The sequence below is a fragment of the Microcoleus sp. CAWBG27 genome (assembly GCF_020883145.1).
Lineage (GTDB): Bacteria > Cyanobacteriota > Cyanobacteriia > Cyanobacteriales > Microcoleaceae > Microcoleus.
Window position 1 is genome coordinate 44,874 of record NZ_JAHREU010000028.1, and the last position, 20,912, is coordinate 65,785.

General features: G+C 45.7%; 18 protein-coding genes. 5 read left to right on the forward strand and 13 right to left on the reverse strand.

What is annotated here, in order from left to right; all coding sequences use genetic code 11:
- Window positions 1-135: 135 nt before the first annotated feature.
- A complete protein-coding gene (msrP, locus tag QZ938_RS16990) occupies window positions 136-1,119 on the reverse strand; it encodes a protein-methionine-sulfoxide reductase catalytic subunit MsrP (protein WP_293152556.1) in 984 nt (327 codons plus the stop codon).
- A 432-nt stretch (window positions 1,120-1,551) separates the two neighbouring features.
- Complete coding sequence (locus QZ938_RS16995) at window positions 1,552-1,695, reverse strand: hypothetical protein (protein WP_293351976.1); 144 nt, start codon at window positions 1,693-1,695, stop codon at window positions 1,552-1,554.
- 170 nt (window positions 1,696-1,865) lie between these two features.
- Here QZ938_RS16995 and QZ938_RS17000 point away from each other — a divergent pair, with 170 nt between their 5' ends.
- Window positions 1,866-3,905, forward strand: coding sequence for a serine/threonine-protein kinase (locus QZ938_RS17000; RefSeq protein ID WP_293351978.1), 2,040 nt, complete (start codon window positions 1,866-1,868; stop codon window positions 3,903-3,905).
- A gap of 111 nt (window positions 3,906-4,016) precedes the next feature.
- Here QZ938_RS17000 and QZ938_RS17005 read toward each other — a convergent pair whose 3' ends face one another.
- Window positions 4,017-4,136, reverse strand: a complete 120-nt coding sequence (locus QZ938_RS17005; protein WP_293152574.1) for a zinc-binding dehydrogenase — start codon at window positions 4,134-4,136, stop codon at window positions 4,017-4,019.
- 218 nt (window positions 4,137-4,354) lie between these two features.
- Here QZ938_RS17005 and QZ938_RS17010 point away from each other — a divergent pair, with 218 nt between their 5' ends.
- Complete coding sequence (locus QZ938_RS17010) at window positions 4,355-4,648, forward strand: DUF3288 family protein (protein ID WP_293152548.1); 294 nt, start codon at window positions 4,355-4,357, stop codon at window positions 4,646-4,648.
- A 202-nt stretch (window positions 4,649-4,850) separates the two neighbouring features.
- Here QZ938_RS17010 and secA read toward each other — a convergent pair whose 3' ends face one another.
- The 5 genes from secA to QZ938_RS17035 all read right to left on the reverse strand — a co-directional run bounded on the left by secA (window position 4,851) and on the right by QZ938_RS17035 (window position 12,966).
- Complete coding sequence (gene secA, locus QZ938_RS17015) at window positions 4,851-7,667, reverse strand: preprotein translocase subunit SecA (protein ID WP_293351980.1); 2,817 nt, start codon at window positions 7,665-7,667, stop codon at window positions 4,851-4,853.
- A gap of 169 nt (window positions 7,668-7,836) precedes the next feature.
- A complete protein-coding gene (locus tag QZ938_RS17020) occupies window positions 7,837-11,130 on the reverse strand; it encodes a HEAT repeat domain-containing protein (RefSeq protein ID WP_293351982.1) in 3,294 nt (1,097 codons plus the stop codon).
- Between the two features lie 69 nt (window positions 11,131-11,199).
- Window positions 11,200-11,625, reverse strand: a complete 426-nt coding sequence (locus QZ938_RS17025) for a retroviral-like aspartic protease (RefSeq protein WP_293351984.1) — start codon at window positions 11,623-11,625, stop codon at window positions 11,200-11,202.
- Window positions 11,618-11,932, reverse strand: a complete 315-nt coding sequence (locus tag QZ938_RS17030; RefSeq protein WP_293351986.1) for a hypothetical protein — start codon at window positions 11,930-11,932, stop codon at window positions 11,618-11,620. The genes QZ938_RS17025 and QZ938_RS17030 overlap by 8 nt, the downstream gene beginning before the upstream one ends.
- A 92-nt stretch (window positions 11,933-12,024) precedes the next feature.
- Window positions 12,025-12,966 (reverse strand): ribonuclease Z, encoded by a 942-nt coding sequence (locus tag QZ938_RS17035; RefSeq protein ID WP_293351988.1) that lies wholly within the window; start codon window positions 12,964-12,966, stop codon window positions 12,025-12,027.
- A gap of 395 nt (window positions 12,967-13,361) precedes the next feature.
- On the opposite strand from QZ938_RS17035, the gene QZ938_RS17040 reads away from it, so the two are divergent.
- Window positions 13,362-14,537 (forward strand): SpoIID/LytB domain-containing protein, encoded by a 1,176-nt coding sequence (locus QZ938_RS17040; RefSeq protein WP_293351990.1) that lies wholly within the window; start codon window positions 13,362-13,364, stop codon window positions 14,535-14,537.
- Window positions 14,538-15,264: 727 nt separating this feature from the next.
- On the opposite strand, the gene QZ938_RS17045 is transcribed toward QZ938_RS17040, so the two are convergent.
- From QZ938_RS17045 to QZ938_RS17065, 5 genes are all read right to left on the reverse strand, one after another.
- Window positions 15,265-16,578, reverse strand: a complete 1,314-nt coding sequence (locus QZ938_RS17045; protein ID WP_293152519.1) for a hypothetical protein — start codon at window positions 16,576-16,578, stop codon at window positions 15,265-15,267.
- A gap of 123 nt (window positions 16,579-16,701) precedes the next feature.
- On the reverse strand, window positions 16,702-16,863 hold the full coding sequence (locus QZ938_RS17050; protein ID WP_293152516.1) for a hypothetical protein: 162 nt from the start codon (window positions 16,861-16,863) through the stop codon (window positions 16,702-16,704).
- Between the two features lie 277 nt (window positions 16,864-17,140).
- Window positions 17,141-17,830: a class I SAM-dependent methyltransferase gene (locus tag QZ938_RS17055; RefSeq protein ID WP_293152513.1), complete on the reverse strand. Its 690-nt coding sequence runs from the start codon at window positions 17,828-17,830 to the stop codon at window positions 17,141-17,143.
- Window positions 17,831-17,986: 156 nt separating this feature from the next.
- Window positions 17,987-18,148 (reverse strand): hypothetical protein, encoded by a 162-nt coding sequence (locus QZ938_RS17060; RefSeq protein WP_293351992.1) that lies wholly within the window; start codon window positions 18,146-18,148, stop codon window positions 17,987-17,989.
- A gap of 9 nt (window positions 18,149-18,157) precedes the next feature.
- The gene (locus tag QZ938_RS17065) at window positions 18,158-19,090 is read right to left on the reverse strand and encodes a glycosyltransferase (RefSeq protein WP_293152507.1); all 933 of its coding nucleotides are present in this window, start codon (window positions 19,088-19,090) and stop codon (window positions 18,158-18,160) included.
- Window positions 19,091-19,946: 856 nt separating this feature from the next.
- Between QZ938_RS17065 and QZ938_RS17070 the strand changes: the two genes are divergently transcribed.
- Window positions 19,947-20,468, forward strand: a complete 522-nt coding sequence (locus QZ938_RS17070; protein ID WP_293152504.1) for a photosystem I assembly protein Ycf3 — start codon at window positions 19,947-19,949, stop codon at window positions 20,466-20,468.
- A gap of 138 nt (window positions 20,469-20,606) precedes the next feature.
- Window positions 20,607-20,888: an Asp-tRNA(Asn)/Glu-tRNA(Gln) amidotransferase subunit GatC gene (gene gatC, locus QZ938_RS17075; RefSeq protein WP_293128462.1), complete on the forward strand. Its 282-nt coding sequence runs from the start codon at window positions 20,607-20,609 to the stop codon at window positions 20,886-20,888.
- The last annotated feature ends 24 nt before the right edge of the window (window positions 20,889-20,912 follow it).

The following is a 20,912-nucleotide window of genomic DNA, read 5'->3' on the forward strand; positions in this document are numbered from 1 at the left end:
CGGCTGTTGCACCCGCGTCTATAAAGACAAAACCCACTCCAAGCGATTTGCAAAGTGGGCGGTTGAAATTACATTTTATTTTTGAGTCCACTTGTAGTGGACTTCCTTGGATAAGAAGCCGTTGCAACTGCCGCCTTAGGTGTAAAGACTCGCCACATATTCGCCGTAACCGTTATAGGGCAAAGTTGGGCGAGTTTCCCACGACCAACTGTTACCGGGCCCGACTACCCGTTCGCTGGCTTGTGACCATCTGGGATGCGGTTTGTCGGGTTCGACATTGGCTTCAAAAGCGTATTCGTTGGGGCCGATGGTATTCCAAAAAGTAGCGGGCTGTTTTTCGACAAATTCAATTTTAACGATCGACTTTGCGCCCTTAAAACCGTATTTCCACGGAATCACCTGCCGCAGCGGCGCCCCATTTTGCTTGGGCAGCCGCCGCCCGTACAATCCTGTGGCAAAAAATGCTAAATCGTTCGCCATTTCCTCAATCCGCATACCTTCGGTGTAAGGCCAAGGATAAAATTGGGACATCAAACCGGGGCCGGGAGTGATTTTGGAGTCGTAAAATGAGGTGAAGCGCACAAATTTAGCATTCGATTGCGGTTCGACATCAGCCATGAGTAATTTCATGGGAAATCCGACCCAAGGAACTACCATCGCCCAGGCTTCTACGCAGCGAAATCGATAAACTCGTTCTTCGATGGGAAATTTTTTGTGGAGGTCGTCTATATCGTAGGTGCGGGGATTTTTGACTAAACCAGTTACTTCTACTTTCCAGTTTTCGGTTGGTAAAGCTTGGGCGGCTTGCCAAATAGATTTTGTGCCTCCGTACTCATAAAAATTGTTATATTTGGTAGCTAAGGCTTCGTCGGTAATTGCCCGATCGACTTTTGCAAAGGCTGGATTCCGGTTCAAGCCCGAATATGCTGGGGTTGAGCTTTTTTCTAGGGCAGTTTTTGAGCTGTCATTGCCTCGACATCCTGCAAGCGGTAGCAGCGAAGCCGTCACCCCGGCGCCAATTAAATTGGTCATGAAACGGCGGCGGTTGAGAAAGGCTGTTTCTGAGGTAATTTGTGAGTCGAGAATTTCCCAAGGTTTGGGAACGCGAATTAACGGCATAGTTCAGTTGATAGTTGACAGTTGACAGTTGACAGTTGACATTTGTAGGGGCAGTGTCCCCGTGCCTGCCCTCTTAGTTGACAGTTGACCAATTGAGGGCTACCTCTCCATAAAAGCAAGAGGATTGAAAGAGTGAATAATTTTGTTTTATTTCCCCCTCGAAAGAGGAGGCTTTAAACCCATTATTCTTGGTAATAGTTAAAAGTTAGTAGTTAGTTTGGCGAAAGTTACCAAAAGTTCAAATTTTTAGTTGATTTGAACTTTGAAATTGACTTTTTTGCCACAATTACTGTATCCACAAAAATAGTATAGCGTAATTCTTGGACAGCGAGTCTAGCCGAGCAATCAAGTTTGGTGCGATCGACTTATTCAGCCTCGATCGCACAAAAGTCCTATTAATTTGAGATTTTAGACTGCGACGGCTGCGCTGGCTCACAAAACGCTGACTGACAAGTCGCCAGCGCGATCGCGCTTGTTTGCCGAAGTGTCGGACGATTTTAGATTGGGGATGACTGACTCGATAGTGGTGGGAATTTTTTCTACAGTTGTATTATTTGGGTAAATAGGTGTCAGCAATAATTTACGCGCGATCGCTCCAAGCAATTGTGGCTAAAATCTAGGAAACAATTATGATAAAGCAAAGATTCAAATTATTTAATTTGTCCACAGGAAGCGGCACGCACCGCCCCGCTTTCCTCCCCCACTCCTCCCTTTAAATCGGACGGGGGTCTCCAGCGGCAAGACAAATGAGTTACTGTATCAATCCCAATTGCCAGAATCCCAAAAATCTCGATCGCGCGACAACCTGCACAAATTGCGAGTCGAACTTGCTGCTCAAAGGGCGCTACCGAGTATTTCACACCCTCGGCCAAAATATCGCTTGCGGCACCTTCCTAGCAGCCGATGAAGACCAACCAGCGCAACCCCGCTGCGTCATTCAACAGTTCTGCGGCCCCATGCCGTCAATCGCCGACGGTCAACACCAGTTCAACCGAACATTTTTGGGTTCTGCCTCAGTTATCGACAAGTTGGGCAAACACCGGCAAGTACCGAAACTGCTGGCATCTTTTGAAGTCGAAGGCTGCCAGTATTTAGTGCAAGAATACATCGAAGGGCGCAATTTAGCCGATCGACTTTCGGAAAAAGGCGTTTTTAAAGAAATTCACATTTGGTATCTGCTGAGCGAGTTGTTACCAGTGCTGGAATTTGTCCACGAAAATCAACTGATTCACCGAGATATCAAACCGTCCAATATCATTCACCGCAAATCTTCCCAAACGTCCGCAGCAATAGTCGGGAAAGAGTATCTGGATTCTTGGGACGAGGAATCCGGTCTAGTTTTAGTCGATTTCGGCTCCGCAATTCCTGCCAACAGCGGGCCGCTGAAAACAGAAACAGTGACGGGTTCTGCCGAATACGCGGCGCCGGAACAAATTAAAGGTGAAGCAATTAAGAGCAGCGACATCTACAGTTTGGGCGTCACGTGCATTCACTTGTTAACGGGAATGTCGCCCTTTGATTTGTTTGACATCAAAGCCGACGCTTGGGCGTGGAGGGATTATTTGAAAGTACCAGTTTCGGCCAGACTCGGCCGCATTTTGGATAAAATGGTGGAGCGAGAACCATCAAAACGCTATCGATCGATCGAAGCAATTCTCACAGACATGAAATACGGCCCGACACCGATAGAGGCGATTGTCAGCAAACCCAAGTGGACTTTAGCTATGTGGGGGGGAGCCGCAGTTGCTCTGATTTCATTGGTGCTCGGTTCTCGCTTGCCATCTCCGGTATCGGAAGCTTTCACTTCCAATGAGCCTGTTTCTAGCATTCCCGACATTCGGTTCGACCCGCCCCCCATGCAGAATTTCAGCACTGAGCCATCGCTGTCACGGCCCGCAGTGCGGACTCTGACAGAGCAAGACAAAAATCCGGTGTGGGCCGTAGCAGTCACTCCCAACGGCCGCGTGATAGTCAGCGGCAACAACGACGGGACAATTCACCTGCTGCACAAGCGTCACGGTAAAGTGCTCAAGGTTTTGGCGGCACATTTGGGGCCCGTGTGGTCGGTGGCAGTGAGTCCCGATGGCAGGACGATCGCCAGCGGTGGCGCCGACGGTACGATTAAAGTGTGGAATTTCTATTCTGGCCAGTTAATTCGGACATTGGACGGACACACAGACGGCGTGTTCTCGGTGGTGTTCAGTCCCGACGGCAAAGCCCTCGCCAGTGTCGGCAAAGATAATGCTTTGAAGCTGTGGCAAGTCGAAGGCGGCGCCGAGTTGCAAACACTCAACGGGATAACAAACGAAGTGCATTCGGTAGCTTTCAGTTCCTATAAAGACACTTTGTTTGCTGGCAAAGGCGACGGTACGATCGAGATGTGGAATTGGAAAACAGGGGCATTCCAAGCCACTCTCACGGGTCATGTTGATGCTGTTTCGGCGCTTACAATCAGCCCCGACGGTACAATTTTGGGCAGCGGTGGCTGGGACAATACCGTGAGGATTTGGGATATCACCACGGATCACGGGCCCGAACCGTCCGGTGAGGTGACTTTTGCCGGTCATACCGATCGAATTCAGTCTGTAGCTTTCAGTCCCGACGGGGCGACGCTAGCCAGCAGCGATTTGAGTGGCACTATCAAGCTGTGGGCGATGGATGGCGGGGAGCAAGGCACGCTGAAAGGTCATTCTACTTGGGTGGAATTGGCTTTTAATCCTGAGGACAAAACTCTGATCAGCGGCAGTTATGACGACACGATCAAGGTGTGGCAACTGTCTCCTTGATTTTGGCGATCGATTGTCCGGGCGATCGACTTAAATTAAGGTATGTTGTTGCGCTTCAGCGCTCTTTCTTAGATCCAAGAGCGAAGACAGCGCAACAACGTACCTAAAAATCTACCTCAATAAAACCAAATTGCCGATCGCACTACCGCTTTCCTGCAATTCATGGGCGGCCGCAATCTCGTCTAAACCAAACCGCCCAGCAATAACGTGGCGCAAAACTCCAGCTTTCAGTTGTAGGGTGTGTCGCCTGCAATCCCTAAACCAAGCTCAAAATTCTCATAGCAACGCACCTTTACTTAGAGGTTGAGTGAAAAAAAGTGTTGTTTTTTTCAAAATTATATGATGTCCGCTAAACTCACCCTAATAATATAGGTTCGTAGTGAGGACTTTAGTCCGCAGCATTTTGCGGACTAAAGTCCTCACTACGAACCGTTTTACCACAAAAAAACATGGATTTACTAGAAAAAAATCAAGACCAACAGCACCCGCAATACAAGCGCGATCGAGCCACAGTCGATAGTTTATTAGGAAAAGAACCAACCGACCAAAATTTATCAGAATTAGCAAGATTAATCATTCGCTACAAAGGATTTCCCGGCGCTAGAGATATCCAAGCAGACTTAAAAAAAGCCCTGCAACAATGGAATCATACCGAAGAAACACTTTACGAACAAACCCGCAAAATTCACGCCACAGGTGAAGTTTACAGGAAACAAAAAAGTGACCAAGAAGATTGGGCTTAATACAGTAAAATTGGTTTGTAGTGAGGACTTTAGTCCGCATCCATCTAAGGACTAAAGTCCTCACTACGAACCAGTAAAATTGGTTTGTAGTGAGGACTTTAGTCCGCATCAATCTAAGGACTAAAGTCCTCACTACGAACCGACATCGCATTCCGCCACAATCAATCAAAACACAACAATCTTGTGTCCCTACCAAATCCCTCTAAACCATCTCAGCCGAAACAGGCATTGCAGGCTGCGGCTGGAACTGGAACAGCGAATAAACCACGTTGCGGCGGATATCCGTCATCATGTCCAAAAACAGCTCGTAACCTTCAGTTTTGTACTCGATTAACGGATCTTTTTGTCCGTAACCGCGCAGCCCAACAGACTCGCGCAAAGCATCCATTTGCTGCAAGTGTTCCCGCCACAAAGTATCAATTTGCTGCAAGATAAAGAACCGCTCAGCATCGCGCATCAAATCGGCACGGATGGCATTAACTTCCGCTTCCTTCATGTCGTAAGCATTGCGGACTTGTTCGTGGAGGAAAGTTTTGATTTCCTCAACAGACAAATCTTCAAGCTGATCCGATGTCATGTCAGCTAACAGATAAACAAATTCCTTCACCTTGCTGACAAGTTTTTCGAGTTCCCATTCTTCCGAAGGCAAATCGGGGTTGATGTATGCTCCCACAATGTCGTCCATTGTCTGTTCGCCGTACTTAACCACCTGTTCCTTCGAGTCCAAACCTTCCAAAACTCGGCGGCGTTCCGCATAGATGGCTCGACGCTGATTGTTCATCACTTCGTCGTATTCAAATACCTGCTTGCGGATGTCGTAATAGTAGGTTTCGACTTTTTTCTGAGCGCCTTCTAGCGATCGAGTCAGCATTCCAGATTCGATCGGCATATCTTCCTCAACACCAAAAGCCTTCATCAAACCAGCCACCCGTTCGCCGCCGAAAATCCGCAGCAAATTGTCTTCCAAACTCAAGAAAAACCGAGTAGAACCGGGGTCTCCTTGGCGTCCCGCGCGGCCGCGCAACTGATTGTCAATCCGGCGCGATTCGTGGCGTTCCGTACCGATAACGTGCAAGCCACCCAACTGCACAACTTCGTCGTGTTCGGTGCTGGTAAAAGCATCGTATTCGCTGCGAGTGCGATTGTAAGCTTCCCGCAATTTTTGAATGACAATGTCTTTGGTCGGCGCTTTTTCCGAGGCTACAGCCACGATATCATCGGCTTGCAATTCCGAGAGCGATCGCTCGCCGTACTCCTTCACCGCCAATTCAACCGCCACTTTCAGCAGTTGCTCGGCCTCTTTCGATAGCTGTGTCGGGAAAATCTCGGCCGAAGCCTTCCAAGACTTGACTTTTTTGGCAGTTTGACCAAAACCTTGAGCTGCGGGGCGGCCGCCAATTCCTGGCGCTTGTACCAGCGAAAACCCGTCTTCATCATCGGGCCGCACGATTCGGGGCATCAGATACTCGCGCAACTTCAGGCGTCCCATGTACTCAGAATTACCGCCCAGAATGATGTCAGTACCCCGTCCCGCCATGTTTGTGGCGATCGTCACAGCGCCTTTGCGTCCGGCTTGAGCGATAATTTCCGACTCCCGTTCCACATTTTCCGGTTTCGCATTCAGCAAATTGTGAGGAATCTTGAGTTCTCGAAGCAGCCGCGACAGCAACTCGGATTTTTCCACACTCGTAGTACCCACCAGCACCGGCCTACCGATTTCGTGCATTTCGGCGCATTCTTGGGCGATCGCCTTCCACTTGCCGGCCTCTGCCTTGTAAACCATATCCGAAAGGTCGCCACGGCTGGGAATCCGGTTAGTCGGAATCAGAGTCACTTCCAGACTGTAAATCTTCTCAAACTCCGTTTCCTCAGTCTTCGCCGTCCCAGTCATCCCCGACAGCTTCGGATATAGCAAAAAGAAATTTTGATAAGTAATAGTCGCCAGCGTCTGAGTTTCTGGCTGAATTTCCGCGTGTTCTTTCGCTTCGATCGCCTGGTGCAAACCGTCACTCCATCGCCTACCAGGCATCACCCGCCCGGTAAACTCATCAACAATCACCACTTCGCGATCGAGATTGACGATGTAGTTAATATCCTTAATAAACAATTCCTTCGCCTTAATCGCATTAAAAATGTAATGCGCCCAAGGGTCAGCCGGATCGTACAAATCCGTAACGCCCAACAAATTCTCAGCTTCGCCAAAGCCTTCATCGGTCAATAGCACATTCCGAGCCTTTTCGTCAACCTCGTAATGTTCTTCATTTTCCTTTCTCAGGGAAGCAGCCACCTCAGCCGCGCGGATGTACTTCTCGCTGGGGCGTTCCACTTGGCCGGAAATAATCAGAGGCGTGCGGGCTTCATCGATGAGTACCGAGTCAACTTCGTCAATCACGCAGAAATTGAAAGGACGCTGCACCACATCTTCCATGACAGTAGCCATGTTGTCGCGCAAATAGTCGAAGCCGACTTCGCTGTTGGTGGCGTAGGTTATGTCGCAGTTATAATTTTTCTTCCGTTCCACCTGATCCATGCCCTGCTGGATCAGTCCCACAGTCAATCCCAAGAAACGGTGCACCTGCCCCATCCATTCCGCGTCCCGTCTGGCGAGATAATCGTTGACGGTGATGATGTGAACGCCTTTACCGTTGAGGGCGTTGAGGTAAGCCGGCAGCGTCGCTACGAGAGTTTTGCCCTCACCCGTTTTCATTTCGGCAATTTGGCCTTTGTGCAGGATGATGCCGCCCAGGAGTTGGACATCAAAGTGGCGCATTCCCAAAACCCGCTGTCCGGCTTCCCGCACCACTGCAAAAGCTTCTGGCAAGATTTCGTCTAGAATCTCTTTCTCCTCGTTGAGAGATTTAGCTTTTCCCAGACGTTGTTTAAATTCCGCCGTTTTGCCTCTGAGGCCGTCGTCTGAGAGGGCGCGGATTTCTTCTTCTAAGATTGCGATATCAGTTACCCAAGGCTGAAATTTCTTAAGCTTGCGTGCGTTGGGGTCGCCGAGTAGATTTTTAAACATGGCAGGAGAGGCAGATTTTTAATAATTTAGCTAGTAGCTTGCAGCATTAGGGGCTGTAGTGTTAGCCACAACGTTTACCTTCCCAGATTGTAGCAACCATTGCGTCTGCTAAGCAGTCGAAGGCGTCTTTGGGGGCGATCGGGCGATTTGGGATTTTGGATCAATTTCCCTAACTCCCGACCAAATCCCACAACACATCAATACCTGAACCGACATATGGTGTATGTGTTGTATCTTGAGGGCGATCGATCCATTGCACGACAGCAGGCAAAACCTCGCTAGATTTCAGACCCAATTTACCCAAGGCAAGTGCTGCAAAGGTACGCGCCGAGTTATCCCCCGAGTTATCCCCATCTTCGAGACATAGCAGCAGGTCACTGATTACGACTCCTGAAGCATTTCCCAAGTTACCCAAGGCAAATGCTGCCAAGGCACGCACCGACGACTGATTCCCATCTTCGAGACATAGCAGCAGGGCACTGATTACGACTCCTGAAGCATTTTCCAAGTTACCCAAGGCAAATGCTGCCAAGGCACGCACCGACGGCTTATTCCCATCTTCGAGACGTAGCAGCAGGGCACTGATCACAGCTTCTGAAGCATTTCCCAACTTGCCCAAGGCAAGTGCTGCCAAGGCACGCGCCGAGTTATCCCCATCTTCGAGACATAGCAGCAGGGCACTGATTACGACTCCTGAAGCATTTCCCAACTTGCCCAAGGCTTGCGCTGCCGATGCACGCACCGAGTTATCCCCATCTTCGAGACGTAGTAGCAGGGCGCTGATCACGGCTTCTGAAGCATTTCTCAAATCGCCCAAGGCTTCTGCTGCCGAGGCACGCACCGAGTTATCGTCATCTTCGAGACGTAGCAGCAGAGCGCTGAGCACGGATTCCGAAGCATTTCCCAACTTACCCAAGGCTTCTGTTGTCGCACGACGCACCGAGTTATCGTCATCTTCGAGACGTAGCAGCAGAGCGCTGAGCACGGATTCCGAAGCATTTCCCAACTTACCCAAGGCTTCTGTTGTCGCACGACGCACCCTAGAATCCTCATCTTGGAGGCGTAACAACAGGGCATTAATGAGGGCTTCTGAAGCATTTCCCAAGTGAGCCAAGGCTTCTGCTGCCTCACGACGCACCCTAGAATCCTCATCTTGGAGGCGTAACAACAGGGCATTAATGAGGGCTTCTGAAGCATTTCCCAAGTGAGCCAAGGCTTCTGCTGCCTCACGACGCACATCGTCATTCTCATCTTCGAGACGTAGCAACAGAAAACTGATAGCTGCTTCTTTTTCTCCTAATGCTGCTTGATATCTCCACAAGCGATTTGCATCAACCCCTTTTGCTTTCAAAAGTTGCAAAGTTTGCGCCTCAAATTCAGTCTCATTCATACTGCAAAGAATTTGAAAAACCTGAGAGCGAACTTTGTTACCAACCTTTTCCTCACCCCTTACCTCCAACTCAACCAACTTCTCCAAAATCTCCACAGTCAGACTGCAATCTACCACCTTTAACTCTTTAATATTTTCAGCAAGGCAATTGCCAGCAAAAAACAAATCGCGGTGCAACCATTCCTCATACTCGCTATTCGCCGCCAAAATTGCCCGCATCGCTTTCGCCGCTTTCTTCGGTTTTTGTTGAGCAATCAACAACAGCAATACTTCCCGCCAGTGAGCATCGTGCAAATTGTCTCGAATATGATCCAAAATAATCTCAAAATCACCGTCATCATCTGCCTGATAGGCAATTTCTTGAGCGCACAAATATTCTTGAAAAGTCTTGTGCACAAAAGCATACAAATCTTGTCCTTGTTCGTTGAGCAATCCCGTCCGCTGTTGAATAAAATCCACAAAGCGTCTAGCTTCTTGTCTTGCTTTGGACAATTCAACCTGTTTTTTGGTTTTAATATTCTGAGTTAACTGCTCCAACAAATCATCCTTGGCAATCAGCGTTCCGCCTTCAGGATTATCCGTACTACCCTGAGTATGAATCCAATAGGCAAGAATTTCCATCAGCCGCCGTAAATCATCCGCATCTAAACATTTGAATGACGACTGATCGGTTATTTTTTTGTTGGCATCCCAACACTTTAACAGCGTCTCCACAGCTTTTTCGTAAAGTTTGTGACGCGCCCTCGGCAGTACCGCTTGATAGCGGTGAATCAAAGCAATAATTGTCAGCAACAGCGGATTTCTCGCCAACAATTTAATCCGGTCATTCTCATTCAAAGCTTTTTTAATACTTTCTTTCCGGCGCTGAGCTTCCGCCGAATCTCGAACGCGGCTGTCATACCAATGATCGATAAACTCATCAACCTTAGCATCATCAAGCAGTTGTAACTGATAATGTTCAAACTCCGAACTATTAAAAAAATCGCGTTTATAACCCGCAGGGCGAGAAGTAATAATTGCCAGATTTTGATTATACTTCCCTAAAAAATTCTCAATCTGCTGCACTACGTCGTAGCGCTTGGATTCTTCCACAACTTCATCCAATCCATCCAACAAAATCATCGCCCTACCGTCAGCCAGCCAATACTCAAAAAAGCCTTCGGGTAGCGGTTTCACCGACATAGTTTTCTCAGCAAACTGGCGGGCGTAGTCGAGGAGACTGATATCTGAAAGCCTCGCAAAATCGCGAATTTTAATCAAAATCGGCAAGCAATCTCTCTCAGCATCCCAGCCGAGTTTTTCGGGATAATTCTGAGCCAACATCACCGCAAAAAAACTAAGTAAAGTAGTTTTCCCAGAACCGGGCGCGCCCAGGAGTACAAATTTATTTGAGCGATTTTGACTCAATAGTTGCGAGGCTAACAACTTTCTGCCGGAGCGACTTTCTCGCTGCAATAATTGCAGATTTTTGCCTGCCTCTAATTCTTCAATATCCAAGCTTATATGAGTATTTACGTCTTCCAAGACATCCGGCATCACAAAAATCTGAGCCAATTTTTCTGATTTTTCGATTTCCTGCCCTTCGACAGCAATGCCAGCAAATTTGACATCATCAAACCAGTTCGCCACTTGCTTAAAGTAGTCGGATTTGGCAACCTGAAAACTTAAATAACAGTTTGTTTCCTGGAAATAGGTTTTTGCAAAAACATCCAGCCAACCCCCCAGTTTTTCTGGTATGAATCTGCCTTGAATTTTTTTGTTGTCTGCGACAGTCGCATTAAAAGCTGCAACTAATAACTCAACTTGGGGCGTTCCTTGATTGTGGAAAGGTTTCAGGAGTTCTGGAAGTGCGGCGCCAGCCAAGAAACTTTTCAGAAAATCTTCGACTACGCCCAATTCGGAAGGATAGAATAATTCATGGGTTTTATCGGCGGTTTTAATGCCAGAAATGCAAGCTTTTTCAAAATCGCTAGGATTGAATTTTTTTAGAGCTTCTTTGAATCCTATTTCTGCAAGTTTAGGCCCGATTGCTTGTGCTAGTTTTAAGCCTAATGTGCCAAATTCAATTATCATGGTAATTTTAAATATTTGGGGTTAAGTTGGTGGAGATAATTGCATTTATGTCAACCTACATTGATCATCTCAACTATCTCTAAATTTAGGACACACTTCAAACGCTAATTGCGACCCATAAAAACAAACATCAAACTCAGTAAAAAAATTAGTTCGTCCTAAAAGAATCGGAATATTATTCAGCCTAGTCCATGCGAAAACTAACCGAACTGGATCAAAGTCTCCTACTTTTGCCAAGACTAATAACCCTTTAGTTTCAGCAATCGCTAAATTTCCTGCTAAAGTAACAGACAATCTTTGGTCTTCCCAAATTGCCCCTAATTGCACCCCAACATTATAGGGCAAAACATTTACGCTAGCTCCTGTATCCAGTAAACCCATAACCTCAACAGAACGATTTTGATAAGTTAGTGTTAAAGGCAAATACGGAACATCAGCTAAAACACCTGACTCATCTCGTTTAGGTTGAAAAGAATATCGCCTACCATTAAACATTTTGAGTTTGTTTCTTTTCTGCTTCTAGTAACTGCATTAATTGTTCTGCTGCACTATTAGAAGTATGCACGGAATACACGATCTCAGCAGATTCGTTGCCCATGATAATTCCTTCTTCCTTCGCCAATTCTGCTATTAAAAACAGCATCATTTGAAATTTATCAGTACGGGACAATTGCTGAAGTTGGGTTAATAATTCAAGATTTGACATAAAACGCCATTGAATTCGTTTTTCCATTTTACCACGACCTTGAGATTTAAACCACTCCAAAACAGTAGTGTCAATCCCTAATTCCTTAACAGGCAAGATGCCTGTTCCACAAAGAATGAATTTGATTGTGGAACAGGCATCTTGCCTGTTCGATTCTTTGTAGGGGCAATCCCCCCGTGGTTTCCCTCCTAGGGCTTTTCAACAAGTCTGGGTATTTCGTAAGTCAAAAAGTCATAGGCCATTTTTGTATTCGGAAAAATAGCCTGGGCTTCTTTGAGCAAATCATCCAGGACGATCGCATTTCCCGGAGCATAACGCGGGCTAAAATGCGTCATTATCAACTGTTTCGCCCCAGCGAGCAAGGCAACTTGAGCCGCCATTGTCGAAGTTGAATGCAATCTATCGAAGGCCATTTGAGCATCTTGATGGGCAAAAGTCGCTTCGTGCACCAACAAATCGGCATCCTTTGCCAAGTCCACCGCGCTGTCACAAAAAACCGTGTCTGTACAGTAAACAAACTTCCGCCCGACTTGATCCGGGCCGCAAAAATCACTGCCTTTAAACTGTCGCCCGTCCGATAACTTGACTGTCTTTCCTTGTTTTAACTCGCCGTAAACTGGCCCGGAAGGAATACCCACAGCCTTGGCTTTTTCGACATCAAAATGTCCCGGACGGTCTTTCTCGGTAACACGATAACCAAAAGCAGTAACTCGGTGTTTCAAAGGAGCACAACTCACAATATATTCGTCATCTTCATAGACAACTCCCTCGTGACTTTTGTGCACCTTGACTGGGTAAGAAAAATGAGTTTGAGAATAGCGAACGCCAGCTTGCAAATATTCTTCAAGTCCCGGAGGCCCGTAAAGATCGATACGCTTGACATTCCCCGCCAAACCGCAGCTAGCCAGCAAACCCATTAAGCCGAAAATGTGGTCGCCGTGCAGGTGAGTGATGAAAATCCGGCTCAGTTGGCTGACTTTTAGCTCGCTACGGAGGAATTGGTGCTGGGTTCCTTCGCCGCAGTCAAACAGCCAGAGTTCGGCTCGCTGGGGCAAGCGCAGGGCGATGCTGGATACGTTGCGCGATCGCGTGGGGACGCCGGAGCTGGTTCCGAGAAATGTAATCTGCAAGAGTTAAATTACCTCAATTAAATCTTAAAAAATATGTTACAAATATCCAGGTGCGGCCAATCCGACATAAAGGAAATATTCGCAGGCAGGAACCGGGATAAATCGCTGTTGCTGCCAGGATCTAGTCGCTCCAATCATTTTTGACGCACAAAGTGCCAAACCCAATTCTGGGTGCATCTGGTTTTTGAAGAGGGCGAAGCATGACCGTATATGAGTTATTAGTTATAATCCCATATTGACTGCGGTCATGCTTCGCCCCTACAGATATATTTGCAAAAACCAGATGCACCCCCAATTCTAACGTTTTCTTTCTGCCGTTCTCCTTCCTTTTTCCCGAACCTTCCCGAACTCTTAAAAATTGTCAAGCTCATACAGCACAGGAGGAAAATTTTAAAATGCAGTCAGGAGTGTTCTTTAGTTCCGTTCTTTCGACTTTAAAAAAACGCTACTTTTGGATGGGGCTGTTGTTTTGGCTGGTGATGGTAGCCCCAGCGCAGGCCTCGCTAATTTTGCGAGTGGCGGTACAAGACGGGACGAGTCAAATCAAAGTCGGCAGTTCTACTAAGGCTGCCATCCGCGACAGCAGCGGGCGCAATTTGGGCGAACTGCCGGCCAACAGTTCTCAGTCTGCTCAATTTCGATCGGGAACTGTGGCGATTGGCCGCTGGGCTGCCAATCAAATTTGGATCGAGCCGACCGGAAACGGTTATGTTTGGATTGGCGATCGATGGTATCGGGGACGCACGCTTCTAGTTCCCGAAAAAGGAGCCTTGACTGCCGTCAACTACGTCGATATCGAACAGTATCTCTACAGCGTTCTCGGCGCCGAAATGAGTGGCAATTGGCCTCAAGAGGCTTTGAAAGCCCAAGCAGTCGCCGCCCGTTCCTACGCTCTCCACAAGCGCCTCAAAAGCGAAACCGACCTTTACGATGTGGACGATACTCAATCTTCGCAGGTTTACAAAGGACTGCAAACAGAATCTTCGGGTACTTATGCCGCAGTCGATGCCACCGCTGGTCAAGTTCTCACCTACAACGGTCAGATTATTTTAGCTGTTTTCCACTCTGCCTCTGGCGGACACACTGAGAACGTTGAGGATGTGTGGACGGAACCCCTGCCTTATTTGCGGGCTGTTCCGGATTTTGACCAAGGCGCGCCGGTTTACCAGTGGAAAGAAAATTTTTCCCGGGCTCAAATCAGCAACAGGATTTCTGGTGTTGGGAATGTGATCTCGATGAAGCCAGAACGCGCTACTGCTTACGGCAGCGTTTTGACGATGAAAGTAGTCGGAGATGGCGGTTCTAGGGTCATGAGTGGCGCAGATTTGCGTCGGGTTCTAAATTTGAGGAGTACCCGCTTTACTGTGATTCCTCAGTACGGCGGGATTTTTAGTGGGAGAAATAGCGGGCAGCCTCCTACGGGTTTTCAAGTTGCTGGCAAAGGTTTCGGTCACGCTGTGGGAATGAGTCAGTGGGGGGCTTACAATTTGGCTAGGCAGGGATACGGCTACCAGCAGATTTTGTTGCACTATTATCGGGGTGCTGCTTTGGCTAGAATTGCTGTGCAGTAATTGCTACACCTTTGTTATTGGTTATTTGTTACTGGTTATTGGTTATTGGTTATTTGTCATTAGTAGCAACTCACAATTCACCAACAATACCTAACAACTACGAACAAATAACTAATAACTAATAACTAATCACTAAATTAAGGATTGCTATGCAAAAGTGGGAGTATTTATTTGTGGATGCGAATATGTATCCTTTTGGAAATAAGCTGATTAGTTTATATGTAAATGGTGAGGAGCTGCGAGATTGGAAACAAGGCTCGCTACATTTATTTGTCAATCAGTTGGGGGAGGATGGGTGGGAACTTGTGGCTCTGCGACATGACTCGAAATACGATCAAAATTGTTTGATTTTTAAACGACCTAAGATTGTTAAAAAATGAGAAAAACAACAGATTCTAGTATTCAAAATAAATGATTTTGGCGTTGTTTAATCAGGGGATGAAAATGGGTAACTTGAAAATTCAGCTATATTGACTGACTGGTTTGTTTCATTTTTTCACATTGAGTCGTTCATACCGTTGCAGCAGCAACGCCAATACAAGGTACGTAGTTGCGCTTGAGCGCTCTTTCCTAATATAAGCAAAGAGCGCTGAAGCGCAACTACGTACCTAAGATCAATTCTCAGAAGACTTCTAGTCTCCGGCGGTTAGAAACCGCGACTACAAAAACAAAGTCCACCTCCGTGGACTATGAAAAAATCTGTGTGTTGCCTTCCTGATTCTTCGGGCTATACATTATCCGATCGCCCAATTCGCCGCTGCCATTCAGCATCTATTTTGGCTGATTGTTCTAGTTCTTGTTGAGTTAATTCGCTTTCTGTGGTATAAGCTAGGTCTTCTCCAGTCAGAACGTTTTCGCCTGCAAATTCCTGGGCGTAGGCCAGTTTTTGCTGCAAGTTGGCATCGGGTTGGTTTAATAACATGGCTCGCTGCTGCCGATCGCGATTTCGAGCTTCTATCTGGCTATTTTTCCACTGAATCCAGAAGTACCTGATTAAGGGAATTGTCAGAAATCCGACGCCGTAAATCAGCAGCAGTGGATAAATACCGCTGACGAAGCCGATGAATCCACCTGCGATCGCACTTTTAGTCAATAAGTTTCCCAAAACTAACGCACCGACAAGATTGACGGCTCCTAAACCTGCTGCGAGCATGATTTGGCCGGAGTCGGCGTGACTGAAACGCCACAGCATTTCTCGCAAATAAGCTCCTGTTGGTTGAGGATTTTGCAGGATGGCTGTGGTTTGCAATTGCGGAAAATGGTAGATGATTTGGCCTTCGGGACTGACTTCGGGGCGGCCGTCAAAACGGGCGAGAGCTGGTAACATATATTCTTCGTATTCTCGGGCGTATCCCTGTCCGAGATTGTCGAGATAGGGCGCAATTTGTTCGGCTGCGACTGCGCCTCGGTTGTTGCGAATTGCGGTGGCTATATCGCTCCACTTGCGCTCTTCTAGATTTTTATTGGGATTGCCGTCTCCAAATATAAATGAGAAAACTGCTTCCAGAAAACTCATTTGGGGTTTTTGAGCGCGATCGCGCGATCGCTGCTGGTATGGTTCATCATGGTTCCAGTAAAAGATCCAGATTAAGTCGTTCCAGAAGTAGGGAAAAAAGAAAAAGCCTCCGCCGCCACCTCCACTTTCGCCTCCGCTTCCGCCGCCTCCGCCGTTATTGTCGCTATTCATGCTGGAGAGTAAAAGCGTGATGGCAACAACAATTAAAAGGATGGAAGCTACCAGCACTACGCCAAAAGATATTCTAATCAAGTAAAATAGGACTCGCCAGATTTTTTGCCACCATTCCTGCAACTGCAAGCGCAAGAATTTGTTTCGCAAAATATCTCGAAAGTTGTTGGGAAATATGTAGGCAATGTCGCCAGATTCTGCTACTTGCAGGTTCCCACCTGCTTCGGAGGCCAGCGTTAACAGTTCTCGCTGGGCAAAATTGACATCTAATCCAGCTTTTGCCGCCACGTCTCCAACCGTAACGCGGTAGCCAAGTTGCTCGACGGCTTGCATAATCCCGGGATTTGGAGCCATGTGTTTCTCTTTGTGAAAATTACGCGGTTATTTTTAATTATAGGTTGCGGGCATTAAAGCTGGTTTAGACCTGGAGAATTTAGGCTTTTTTGTGGCTGACCTTGATTTTGGGGCAAAACATTGCTACTTTTGGCATGGTTCAAAAATGGCAGTTTTAAGGTAGCACTGCACGGCAAATTCTGCCATCATTAAAGGTACATCAAAGCTGATAGCGATTGCTGTCAGCTTTGGGTCGAGAATACCGGCGATCGCCAGTAATTCGTCGCGTTGACCAATTGAAAACATCTACTTGATTCTCATTTGTTTCTGAGTGGTATTTGTATTCTTGCGATCTGACTCAAAATAGAACTAGATACAGGGGGTGTCGGAATATAACCACCTGCGACGAATGCCATCTTAATAAAAAATATCAGCTTGCATATAGCCTTTCTCAAAAAGATGAGGTGTGCCTGACAGCTTGTATAACCGCTTAAACGTATAGGGCCTTCTTCCCAACAACGTACCTAACCTTTCTGAGAACCGCTATAATTAAATTAGTGAATAGTGAGTAGTGGATAGTGAATTAGATTGTTTCTAAGAACTCAAACAAATAGTTTTCATCTTTTAAGTTAAGAAAATTTTCTTTACCATTGAGAACATCTTCATAAGTCATTTTATCCAATTCATCTTTGCTCAAGTTTAGATCTATATCAGGCTTTCCTTTCATAACTATGCCTAAGCCAAAATCGCAATCCAACACAAAGACTCGCAAATCTTTGCGATTACTTCTTAGATAACAAATCGTTTTCCAGACATCACCACACCAGTTGCCATCCCATCCAGGTAAATTCATGTCGATCGCAGCTTGCAGAGACTGAGCTGGACAGGCTGCGAGGACATGGGGTGGTTTGCAATCATGCATGACTATTACGCCATTTTCATTGAGGTTGTCCAAGGTATTCAGGACATCTTGCAATGATTGTTCGTAGGTATGCAATCCATCGATAAATGCTACATCAAACCGTTCGATCGGATTGGCACTTGCAAAAAAAGCATCGCTAGTGGCGTCTATATATTCCGCTGTTGCATTACATAGATTTTTACTAGCCCATTCCAATTTACGTTCTTCAGAAAATGCAAAACTAGGATCTACTCCCACCTTTTGAGCGATCTCGATCGGGAAAAAACTATCGCCATTATTTACGCCGATTTCTAAATACCTCAGGGCTTTTTTCTTGTCGATTATTTTTTGAATTACATCGGTTCTGAGCATTTTGGTTTCCTGATATAATACACAACAATTTGAAACCTAACTATTTAGGCTGAGTGTTTACTATAACATATCTCACGCATTGCCCCACGTATTTTTGTTACTGCTGTTGGGGGGAAGGGGGAAGGGGAAAGGGGGAAGGGGTAAAGAGTACAGGACTTACGCAAAGACTCTATCTGTAGGGTGCGTTACCCTCTGGTAACCGATCGCCAACGCTACTAATAGTGTGGGTGCGTACTTTGTCTTTGCCAATATCACGATCGCTATTTTCTGGCGAGCATCAAGCGGTAAACTGGCTGCGACTGATTGGCTCGGGCTCATCCTTGTAGATTATACCCAGGTTTTTCCTAAGTTCCCTCTGAAACCATCATAAGTTCCGCGCAGACAAGCCCAAATTTTCAATCTTCTTGATAGGTTTTCTAATAGCAAGATTTTAATAACTAAATTAATCATAATTTTAATTCTATGAATACTAAACATAATCAATAGTTTGTTCTCCATAGCGAGACTAAGTTCGACAAAGGTGTTATTCCTGCATCGGTAGTAGTAACGCAACGGAGAACAATTCAATCGCATTATTTTTATTTTAGGATAAAATAAATTAACTTCTTGAGTCTCTCCAAATCGTTGTTTTAGAACAATATTTCTATTGACAAATATAGAATAATTTTGTTTCTTTAATTTTAGACAATATTCCCAATCAACTGCTTCAATAAATAAATTTTCATTAGGAAAGGGAGTATTGTGAGCGGCTTGAATGGAAATAAGAGAACCTGCTGTAATAACGGCATCACATTTATAAATTTCAGGGATTTGATCGTTTATAAGAAATTGTTTTAGTTGATACTTATCTAAGATCATTCCATTCCATTGTTGTCCTGTGACTCTATCAACAGGAAGTGGAGCAATAATTCCAATTTTTTGATGAGCTTCTTTGAGATTATCATAGGTTTCAATTAATCTTTTTAAAGCATCTGGTGAAGGTTCAGTATCTTGATCGAAAGTCCAAATAAAATCAAATTCATTTTTAATAGACCATTCAATACCCACTCGTAAACCGCCAGAAATGCCGATGTTTTGGGGATAAGATTTGACGATAATAGATTCGTCTAATTCTTCAGGAGACAACAAAACATGAGGCGAGTTATCGACTATTAAGATTTTCTCGATCGAATAAGTTTGACACTTAAGAGAAGCGATACACCGCTCAAGGGCAGTTTTATCTGAATAGGCGGTGATATAAGCAACAATACGATACGACATTACCTAATTAATACTTCCAACTTATTTTTACTACAAATGAATACAATTACCCTGACTGCCTGATCCTGCTTGAAAAATTAACATTTTTTACGCTGGAATAGTCTGACATTACCATGCTAATTAGCAATTGTCAACAACTGTCTCAAATTGTTGTTGGATCTGAAAAATATCTCCATGACAAGGAGTATCAGGCAGGACTTCTTTCTGACCTGCTCTCAATCCCGTCCCGACATCAGCAATGGTGAAATCTGGCTGAAACCCCTGCGCCATCGCATCTAGCAAATGCCAACCCCAAGACTGATTGGCTCGGACTCATGCTTTGGGGGGCGAATTAGGACTAAGGCGACAGCCTTCACCTTACACCGATCGCTCGCAAACTGTTACCCTCAATTGAACCGTACCCTACTTTTTTCCCAAAAGATTTTCAGTGTTGGCTGAACTTTCAATAGTTCGGACAGTTTTTTTAACGACTCTGTAAGTCGTATCGCGAGTAAGCCATGGCATTTTTAATGATTTTTTGAAACGAGCGGGCTAGACTTAAAGATTGAAAAAATAGTCAGCCCTATAGCCATCAAGGGTTTGAGATACTCGATGAGATCTAAAATTGTCCGAAGTATTGAACTTTGAAAACTTAATAAAAGTTTAAATATGTAAAAAAAATATGTTTTTTTTGTAAGTCTTGCAATAGTTATCTACAATAGATAGGACTTGCGCGTGTTGTCAAGTTTGTTCTTGTGTCTCACAAGTCTTTTTCGCATCCTCAGCACAACTCTCAACTAAAATTGTTGTGCAAGTATTCATAGGAAAACTTTACCCGCTAATTTTTGAGATTAGCCACTAACCAAAAGAATCGCATATGCCAAGAACTCAACGCAACGATAACTTTATTGACAAAAGTTTCACGGTAATGGCTGATATCATCCTGAAGATTATGCCCGCGAAAAAGAAGGCGAAGGAAGCTTTTGCTTATTATCGGGATGGTATGTCGGCTCAAGCTGATGGCGAATATGCTGAAGCGCTGGACAATTATACTGAAGCGCTGAAGCTGGAAGAAGATCCTTACGATCGCAGTTATGTATTGTACAATATGGGTCTGATCCATACTAGCAACGGCGAACACGATAAAGCTTTGGAGTATTACAGCGAAGCGCTTGAACTGAATCCCAGAATGCCGCAAGCGCTGAACAATATTGCTGTGATTTACCACTATCAAGGGGAAAGGGAAAAGGAAGCTGGCAATGTTGAAGCGGCGGAAGGGCTGTTTGACAAAGCTGCGGATTACTGGAAGGAGGCTATTCGTTTGGCGCCGAACAATTACATTGAGGTGCAGAATTGGCTGAAGACGACAGGGCGATCGCAAATTGATGTGTATTTTTAAGGCGAGTTTTTAGTAACAATATGCTCTCATGGGTTATTGGTTATTAGTTATTAGTTATTAGACCCAAAAAGTAACAAATAACCAATAACAAATAACCAATAACAACTAACAACCAACAACCAACAATTCCCAATTTTTATGATTGACAAAGAAGAAGTTCGGAAAGTAGCAAATTTAGCCCGATTGGAATTAACGCCGGAAGAAGAAGAGCAGTTTACCGGTCAACTGAACGGTATTTTGGATTATTTTGAGCAGTTGAGCGAACTGGATACGAGTAAGGTAAAACCGACAACTCGGGCGATCGATGTTAGCAATGTTATGCGATCGGACGATTTGCAACCTTTTGCTAACGGCGAGAGTATTTTGGCTGGTGCTCCCGATCGCGATGGGGAGTTTTTTAAGGTTCCTAAGATTATGTAGTCCTCCTAAACAGGCTTTTCGACC

Coding starts and splice junctions, on each gene's coding strand:
- QZ938_RS17055 (WP_293152513.1), bottom strand. CDS start 17,830: ATGCTCAGAACCGATGTAATTCAAAAAATAATCGACAAGAAAAAAGCC.
- QZ938_RS17065 (WP_293152507.1), bottom strand. CDS start 19,090: ATGTCGTATCGTATTGTTGCTTATATCACCGCCTATTCAGATAAAACT.
- QZ938_RS17040 (WP_293351990.1), top strand. CDS start 13,362: ATGCAGTCAGGAGTGTTCTTTAGTTCCGTTCTTTCGACTTTAAAAAAA.
- QZ938_RS17000 (WP_293351978.1), top strand. CDS start 1,866: ATGAGTTACTGTATCAATCCCAATTGCCAGAATCCCAAAAATCTCGAT.
- gatC (WP_293128462.1), top strand. CDS start 20,607: ATGATTGACAAAGAAGAAGTTCGGAAAGTAGCAAATTTAGCCCGATTG.
- msrP (WP_293152556.1), bottom strand. CDS start 1,119: ATGCCGTTAATTCGCGTTCCCAAACCTTGGGAAATTCTCGACTCACAA.
- QZ938_RS17070 (WP_293152504.1), top strand. CDS start 19,947: ATGCCAAGAACTCAACGCAACGATAACTTTATTGACAAAAGTTTCACG.
- QZ938_RS17025 (WP_293351984.1), bottom strand. CDS start 11,625: ATGTTTAATGGTAGGCGATATTCTTTTCAACCTAAACGAGATGAGTCA.
- QZ938_RS17045 (WP_293152519.1), bottom strand. CDS start 16,578: ATGGCTCCAAATCCCGGGATTATGCAAGCCGTCGAGCAACTTGGCTAC.
- QZ938_RS17020 (WP_293351982.1), bottom strand. CDS start 11,130: ATGATAATTGAATTTGGCACATTAGGCTTAAAACTAGCACAAGCAATC.
- secA (WP_293351980.1), bottom strand. CDS start 7,667: ATGTTTAAAAATCTACTCGGCGACCCCAACGCACGCAAGCTTAAGAAA.
- QZ938_RS17050 (WP_293152516.1), bottom strand. CDS start 16,863: ATGTTTTCAATTGGTCAACGCGACGAATTACTGGCGATCGCCGGTATT.
- QZ938_RS17060 (WP_293351992.1), bottom strand. CDS start 18,148: ATGAGCCCGAGCCAATCAGTCGCAGCCAGTTTACCGCTTGATGCTCGC.
- QZ938_RS17010 (WP_293152548.1), top strand. CDS start 4,355: ATGGATTTACTAGAAAAAAATCAAGACCAACAGCACCCGCAATACAAG.